We start from the raw sequence: 6,372 nt of genomic DNA on the forward strand, positions 1-6,372 counted from the left end.
ATTATAAGTATATACTTTAGGTAATTCACTATTTAAAATAGTGACAGTAGATAAGGTTGATTGTTTTTCTCCATCAAAATAAACGATTGCCTCAATAGTTTGCTTTCCTAATTTGAAATTTTTTAAGGGCGTATTTTCATTGATTTTATTTCCTTCCAATCGATATAAAACAGAATCAATGGTGTGACCTTTTTTGTTTTCCAAAGACAGATTTAGAGTTTCATTATTGGCAATATTGCCTTTTTCAGCATTTGTTATAATTGAAAAATCACTTTTTTTTTGTCCAGAATTTGAACCACAAGAAATTAGAAAACCACCTAAAAATATGATTGTGAGATATTTGAATGTATTCATTTCGAATTTATAATTTAGAGCAAGATATTTATTTAAAATCAGTTTAAAAAATCATTGTGAAAATTTTAAAAGGTTGTATCTTTGCACGGGCAAGTCCTACACAACCAGCTCCTGTTGAATCCTCCAGGTCGGGAACGAAGCAAAGGTAAATGGTCGTAGCGGTGTGATGTAGGTAGCTTGCCTTTTTTTATGCAATAAACTCAAATCTTGAAAGCTTAAGCTAATCAAGATTTTTTCGTTTAATGAAGTTCCCTTCGAAGATGGAAATCTCATAATTATTATTGTATTTTTATAGCATTAAATTAAAAAAATAGGATGTCTAAAGTTGTTTTAATTACTGGTGGTTCTTCAGGAATAGGAAAGTCTATTGGTGAGTTTTTAATAAAAAAAGACTTTATAGTTTACGGTACAAGTAGAACACCTGAAAATTACAAAGCAAGTAAATTCCCCATTTTAGCTTTAGATGTAAAAGATGAAGCCACCATATTAACGACCGTAAATGCTATTATTGAAAAAGAAGGTAGGTTGGATGTTGTTGTTAATAATGCGGGAGCAGGCATAACAGGGCCTATTGAGGAAATTCCGAATGAAGAGATAAAAAACAATTTTCAAACCAATTTTTTCGGTCCTATAAATGTTATTAAAGCGGTATTGCCGCAAATGCGCAAACAGCATGCTGGTTTAATAATAAATGTTACTTCCATTGCGGGTTATATGGGATTGCCTTATCGCGGCGTTTATAGTGCGAGTAAAGGGGCTTTAGAGCTTTTAACCGAAGCTTTTAGAATGGAAATTAAAGAATTCAATATAAAGATGACTAACGTGGCTCCTGGCGATTTTGCAACAAATATTGCCGCAGGTAGATACCATGCGCCATTACTGGAAAATTCGCCTTATAAAAAACCTTATGGTGATACTTTAGATTTAATGAATACGCACGTTGATAATGGGAGTAATCCGGATATTATGGCAAAAGCAATTTATAAAATTATAAATACTCCTAATCCGAAAGGGCATTATAAAGTAGGGGAGTTTATGCAGAAATTTTCAATTGTTTTAAAGCGTATTTTACCAGATAAGGTTTACGAGAAAATGCTAATGAATCATTATAAGCTGTAGTTTTAAACTTCTTGATTAGCACTAATTGGCTCGGTATAAATAACGTTGGCAAATGATCTAGCCCTGATAGAAGCGGCATCCTTTTTTAGGAAGCTTTAAAATACTGTTTTTTGATTTTATTCCGACAGGTTAATTAAATATAAAACCTTGAATTTAGTACTGGACTGCTTCCTAAAAAAGATATAGCGGATAGCAGGAAATAGCTTCAAATTAATTTAAAGTATCATTTAATAAAGAGTGAGGTAAGGTTTTTAAAATGAGGATGTTACTTTAAAATTATCTATTAATCAATCCTAGTAGTTGTTCTTCAAAATTAACAGAGAAAATGTTGGTGTTGCTATTTACTATTTTTTTGTTTTTATCAACCAAAATGGCTTTCGTCATTGGGTAGATTGCTAATAATTGTGATGATTCTTCGGGCGCATTAAATTTAAATTCGTTGACGCTATGAAACCCATTATCAACCAATAGTTTTTTTGATTTTTCGGAATCGTAATTATCTATATTTATCGATATAAATTTTACTTCAGGATACTTTCGTTTTAATTCTTTTAATTTGAAATGACTTTCCTTAAAGTGTTCGAAATAATTATGTGACCAAAAGCATAAAACTGTTGGTGCGTCTATTTGAGAACCTATATTAAATATTTGGTGATTATAGTTTTCAATTTTAATATCTGGTATTTTAGAACCTTCTTTTAGGTAATTTAATGACGTTGCATAATGAGTCATCACTTTTTTGCCCTTTTCACTTTTGCTTTTCTCTAAATATGATTTTAAAAGTGCGTTATTATTCTCTATATTTTTACTTTTTGAGACATAGCCCATTGTAAAATGGTATAACAAATCATCTTTAATAGTTGGGTTTGATATGAGACTATCAATTAGCGTCAACCTATCTAAATTAAAACATAAGGAATTTTTGTCGTAGCAAGCGTTAGCCTCGTGTTTATCATGGTTTTCAAGAGATAAAGTGCTAATGTTATGACGTAAAAATTTATTGTAATTATGATGGCTACTTAAAAAAGTGTCATTGTAATTAATGGTTTTTCTGTAGTCGTAAAAATTATCAGGAACCGATTTTAAAATAGCGGCTTTATTTTTTCCATAATGCATAAAAGGAAATACCTCTTTACTAGTATAATAGGCGAAATCAATATTTGCTGCTGCTATTTTTAAAAATAAATCTGATGGGTTGTATTTGGTCTTAAAGTCTGTTAAGGCTTGTTCCTTTATAGTTTTTAAAGAGTCTACGCGTTTCTGAAAAGTAGCGCCATCAAGTTGGCAAAGTTTAACAACAAATTTCTCTTCCTCTTCATTTATTAAAAACTCATTAATGAAATAATTATTTACTTTATCTCCTTTACCACTAAAAACAAGCGATTCATCAAAATCTAGGGTGTTTAGTCTCAATAACAAACTATCCTGAGGCTCTAATAATATTAATTGGTATTCACCGCCATGCCTAAACGTGTATAACCCTTCGTTTAAATTTTCGAATTTATATAAAAACCTGTTTTTGCCATCCAGTTTTACGGTGTCAATAATGGTTTCGTTTTTCGATAAAACAATATAGTTTGTATTCGGATTAATAATTTCACCACCAAGGTAGGCAAAATCAATAGCAGTTTCGTTACTATCATTTTTGCAACTTAGTAATGTTAAAAGTATACAAGCAATTGTAAAGTATAACTTCATAAATCCCTTCTGAGCAATTTGTATTTACAAAAATATGGCTTGTTTATATAAAGTCCTGTTAAGGCGTTGTTAAATGTTTAACAATGCAATTGGCATGTAATTACTTGAAAATAGAAGCACTATGTTTTCGGCATACCAATGTAATTTTTTACTTTTGCAAAAAATTAAATTATCCTTTATGTTATCAGTATCAAATCTTTCAGTTCAGTTTGGTAAACGCGTGCTTTTTGATGAAGTAAATACCACTTTTAATAATGGAAATTGCTATGGCATTATTGGTGCCAACGGGTCTGGAAAATCTACATTTTTAAAGATTATTTCAGGGAAGCAAGATGCAACATCTGGTCATGTTTCTTTGGAGTCTGGTAAACGTATGTCGGTTTTAGAGCAGGACCATAACTTATATGATGAGCACACGGTTTTAGAAACCATTTTGATGGGTAACAAACCTTTATTTAAAATTAAGTCTGAAATTGATGCACTTTATGCTGATTATTCAGATGAAAATGCTGAAAAAATTGGAGAACTTCAAGTTAAGTTTGAAGAAATGGATGGTTGGAATGCGGATAGTAATGCGGCGTCGATGTTATCAAACTTAGGTATTAAGGAAGAGTTTCATTATTCTTTAATGGCCGATTTAGATGGTAAACAAAAAGTACGTGTGTTATTAGCACAGGCACTTTTTGGAAACCCAGATGTTTTAATTATGGATGAGCCTACCAATGATTTGGATTATGAAACCATTTCGTGGTTGGAGAATTTCTTAGCAAATTATGATAATTGTGTGATTGTGGTTTCGCATGATAGACACTTTTTAGATGCTGTTTGTACACATATTTCAGATATTGACTTCGGAAAAATAAACAACTATTCAGGTAACTATACGTTTTGGTATGAATCTTCGCAATTAGCAGCAAGACAACATGCACAGCAGAATAAAAAAGCTGAAGAAAAGAAAAAGGAATTAGAAGAATTTATTCGTCGTTTTTCTGCTAACGTTGCAAAAAGTAAGCAAGCAACAAGTAGAAAGAAAATGATTGAAAAGCTTAATATTGGTGATATTAGACGAACTAGTCGACGTTATCCTGCTATTATTTTTGAACGTGATAGAGAAGCGGGCGATCAAATTTTAAATATTGAAGGATTATCTGCTTCACTTGAAGGCGATGTGTTATTCAAAGACATTGATTTAAACCTTCAAAAGGGTGATAAAGTTGTTGTTTTTTCTAGAGATTCTAGAGCTACTACAGCTTTTTATGAGATTTTGAATAATAACGAAAAAGCTGATTCCGGCAAATTTATGTGGGGTGTTACCACAACACAATCTTATTTACCATTGGATAATAGTGAGTTTTTTAATAATGAACTTACTTTGATAGATTGGTTACGTCAATATGCAACAACAGAAGAAGAACGGGAAGAAGTTAATATTCGTGGTTTTTTAGGTAAAATGATTTTTAGTGGCGAAGAAGCTTTTAAAAAGTCGTCCGTATTATCAGGAGGAGAAAAAGTACGCTGTATGTTATCAAGAATGATGATGATGAGAGCTAATGTTTTACAATTGGACGAACCAACAAACCACTTAGATTTAGAAAGTATTACGGCATTTAATAACTCACTTAAAAACTTTAAAGGCACTATTTTATTTACAACGCACGATCATGAGTTTGCACAAACATTAGCCAACAGAGTAGTGGAGTTAACACCAAATGGCGTTATTGACCGTTACACAACGTTTGATGAATATATGCAAGATAAAACCATTAAAGAATTACGTGATAAAATGTATGGCGTAATTGCTTAATCAAGTTCTAATTTTGAAGTTAGGTTTTTAATAATTGGCGTTGAACGATCAAGTTCATCTTTATGAACATGAATTTCTTGTAAGCCTTGAATAGAAGGTCCAAAACCAGCTAAACGCCCAGATTCAGATTCATCCTTAATAATGGCACAAATGTTGAAATTTTCCAGTTCGGAGAATATACGCTGAACTTCAATAAAATTACCTGAAAATACTTTGATGTAGTTTGACATATCTAAAAGATTTAAAAGGTGACTTCTTAAAGTTACAAATTTTAAATTAAAGTAATGAGATTTGTCCGACAAAAATGAGGCTGTCTGGAAAATAAAAAATTATTTGCTTTTTAGGTTAAGCTCATTCGAAATGTATTAAATCAAAAAAAAGAAGTTTTTCGAATGCGCTCAAAATGACATTTAAGATGGTCGTTTATTAAAAAAATCATTCTATTCTTGTAATTCCGAACTCAAACTTTCAACTACTATTTTTGCTTTTTCATATTCGTCATTATGGACATATACGATGCTTAAAACAGAATTTGATCCTCCAAATATTGGTGACAATCCAGAGTCTGATTGATCTTTAATAACAGGAATAATATCTATTTTTTCAAGTTCAGAAGCTACTCGTTGAGCACTTATGGTGTCTCCTGTAAAAATTTTAGAATAGTTTGAATCTTTCATAGCTTTATGTTTTAAAGTTCTCTACTAAAGATACGAAAATAATACACATAAAAAAAGCCGGCTATAAGCCAGCTTTTAAATTATTTGTAGATTAAATTTATCTCAATTCTGCTCCAAGCTGATTTTCGAAATTAGTTTGAAGTTTGTTCATAATCTTGTCAATTTGCTTGTCAGTTAGTGTTTGGTTTTCGTCTTGCAACGTGAAACTAACAGCATAACTTTTTTTGCCTTTTGGTAAGTTTTTACCTTGGTAAACATCAAATAAGCTAACCTCTCTAAGTAACTGCTTTTCGCTTTGCTTGGCTATTTTGTGTATAGATTCAAAAGTAACATGGTCATCTAAAAGTAATGCAAAATCACGTCGCACTTCAGGATATTTAGGTATGGCTTTAAACTTTATTGTATTGTGTTTAATTAAATCTAAAACAGCGTCCCATTTAAAATCTGCATAAATTACTTCTTGGCTAATATCAAAATGTTTTAAAATTGGTTTTTTAATCAATCCAAAATCAACAAGATTATTTTTTCCTAAACCAAGACTTAAACCTTCAGAAAACAAATCGCTTTTTATTGGTGACTCGTTAAATCTTGAAATTCCTAAGCGTTCAAGAACTGAAATAATTAAGCCTTTCATTAAAAAGAAATCACTCTTTTTGCTTGTTTCATGCCAGTTTTCAGAAGTTTGGTTACCAGTAATAAAAACTGATAAATGCTTAAACT

Annotated in this window: 5 protein-coding genes, 1 other RNA gene and 2 pseudogenes; 3 read left to right on the top strand and 5 right to left on the bottom strand. The window is 31.1% G+C overall.

Annotated features, from left to right (window positions below; all coding sequences use genetic code 11):
• Positions 1–354, bottom strand: a pseudogene (locus WBN21_RS14325) (glutaminyl-peptide cyclotransferase); the annotation flags it as partial.
• 87 nt (positions 355–441) lie between these two features.
• On the opposite strand from WBN21_RS14325, the gene ffs reads away from it, so the two are divergent.
• Positions 442–540, top strand: an RNA gene (gene ffs, locus WBN21_RS14330) — signal recognition particle sRNA small type.
• Positions 541–669: 129 nt separating this feature from the next.
• On the top strand, positions 670–1,473 hold the full coding sequence (locus tag WBN21_RS14335; RefSeq protein ID WP_424201444.1) for an SDR family oxidoreductase: 804 nt from the start codon (positions 670–672) through the stop codon (positions 1,471–1,473).
• A gap of 276 nt (positions 1,474–1,749) precedes the next feature.
• On the opposite strand, the gene WBN21_RS14340 is transcribed toward WBN21_RS14335, so the two are convergent.
• Positions 1,750–3,171: a TlpA family protein disulfide reductase gene (locus tag WBN21_RS14340; RefSeq protein ID WP_424201446.1), complete on the bottom strand. Its 1,422-nt coding sequence runs from the start codon at positions 3,169–3,171 to the stop codon at positions 1,750–1,752.
• Between the two features lie 178 nt (positions 3,172–3,349).
• Between WBN21_RS14340 and WBN21_RS14345 the strand changes: the two genes are divergently transcribed.
• Complete coding sequence (locus WBN21_RS14345; RefSeq protein ID WP_424201448.1) at positions 3,350–4,975, top strand: ABC-F family ATP-binding cassette domain-containing protein; 1,626 nt, start codon at positions 3,350–3,352, stop codon at positions 4,973–4,975.
• On the opposite strand, the gene WBN21_RS14350 is transcribed toward WBN21_RS14345, so the two are convergent.
• The 3 genes and pseudogenes from WBN21_RS14350 to WBN21_RS14360 all read right to left on the bottom strand — a co-directional run.
• Positions 4,972–5,205 carry a putative signal transducing protein gene (locus WBN21_RS14350; RefSeq protein ID WP_424201450.1) on the bottom strand — a complete coding sequence of 78 codons (234 nt, stop codon included), beginning with the start codon at positions 5,203–5,205 and terminating at the stop codon, positions 4,972–4,974. The genes WBN21_RS14345 and WBN21_RS14350 overlap by 4 nt on opposite strands.
• 210 nt (positions 5,206–5,415) lie before the next feature.
• Positions 5,416–5,652 carry a DUF2007 domain-containing protein gene (locus WBN21_RS14355; RefSeq protein WP_424201452.1) on the bottom strand — a complete coding sequence of 79 codons (237 nt, stop codon included), beginning with the start codon at positions 5,650–5,652 and terminating at the stop codon, positions 5,416–5,418.
• Positions 5,653–5,749: 97 nt separating this feature from the next.
• A pseudogene (locus WBN21_RS14360) lies at positions 5,750–6,372 on the bottom strand (phenylalanine--tRNA ligase subunit beta); the annotation flags it as partial.

The organism is Algibacter sp. (genome assembly GCF_049667265.1).
Taxonomy (GTDB): Bacteria; Bacteroidota; Bacteroidia; order Flavobacteriales; family Flavobacteriaceae; genus Algibacter_B.

Excerpts from the sequence above, each read along its gene's own strand:
- WBN21_RS14350 (WP_424201450.1), bottom strand. The coding sequence starts at position 5,205 with ATGTCAAACTACATCAAAGTATTTTCAGGTAATTTTATTGAAGTTCAG.
- WBN21_RS14340 (WP_424201446.1), bottom strand. The coding sequence starts at position 3,171 with ATGAAGTTATACTTTACAATTGCTTGTATACTTTTAACATTACTAAGT.
- WBN21_RS14335 (WP_424201444.1), top strand. The coding sequence starts at position 670 with ATGTCTAAAGTTGTTTTAATTACTGGTGGTTCTTCAGGAATAGGAAAG.
- WBN21_RS14355 (WP_424201452.1), bottom strand. The coding sequence starts at position 5,652 with ATGAAAGATTCAAACTATTCTAAAATTTTTACAGGAGACACCATAAGT.
- WBN21_RS14345 (WP_424201448.1), top strand. The coding sequence starts at position 3,350 with ATGTTATCAGTATCAAATCTTTCAGTTCAGTTTGGTAAACGCGTGCTT.